The organism is Streptomyces boncukensis (assembly GCF_011045075.1).
Taxonomy (GTDB): Bacteria; Actinomycetota; Actinomycetes; order Streptomycetales; family Streptomycetaceae; genus Streptomyces; species Streptomyces boncukensis.
The window spans coordinates 1-669 of record NZ_JAAKZZ010001076.1; the positions used below are offsets into that span (position 1 = coordinate 1).

1 pseudogene is annotated in these 669 nt (G+C 76.4%); it reads left to right on the forward strand.

Annotation, left to right across the window (positions count from 1 at the left end):
- Positions 1-669, forward strand: a pseudogene (locus G5C65_RS38010) (hypothetical protein); the annotation flags it as partial.

The following is a 669-nucleotide window of genomic DNA, read 5'->3' on the forward strand; positions in this document are numbered from 1 at the left end:
GGCGGGGGCGGCGGCTTCGGCGGCGCCGCCGGAATCGGCCGCCTGTTCAACGAGATCAACGGCGGCCAGATCTCCTGGCTGATCCCCTTCGCGGCGATCGCGCTGGTCGCGGCGCTGGTGCTGCGCAGACGCCGTCCGCGCACCGACATCCAGCGCGCGGCCCTGCTGCTGTGGGGCGGCTGGTTCGTCCTGCACTACCTGGTCTTCTCCCTCTCCGAGGGCACCTTCCACCCGTACTACGTGACCGCCATGGCCCCCGGTATCGCGGCGCTGTGCGGCGCGGGCGGCGTCGCCCTGCACCGCGCGTTCCGGCGCGATGCGCGCTGGGCCTGGGTGCTGCCCGCGGCCCTCGCGGTGACGGCCGTCTGGGCGATCGTGCTGCTGGGCCGTGCGGACGGCTGGAACCCCTGGCTCCGCCCGGCCATCGGCGCGGTCACCGCGCTGTCGGTCGCGGGGCTGCTGGTCTCCCGCTTCGGCAGCCTCCGCTCGGCCGTGAACCGGCGCCGGATGACGACGGTGGCGGCGCTCGCCGCCGTGGTCGCGATGCTGGCGGGCCCGAGCGCGTACGCCGTCTCCACGGCCGCCTCGTCCGAGAAGGGCGGGATGAACGGCACCAACCCGACGGCCGGCCCCTCGACGGCGCGCGGCACGGGCCTCCCGGGCGGGGGC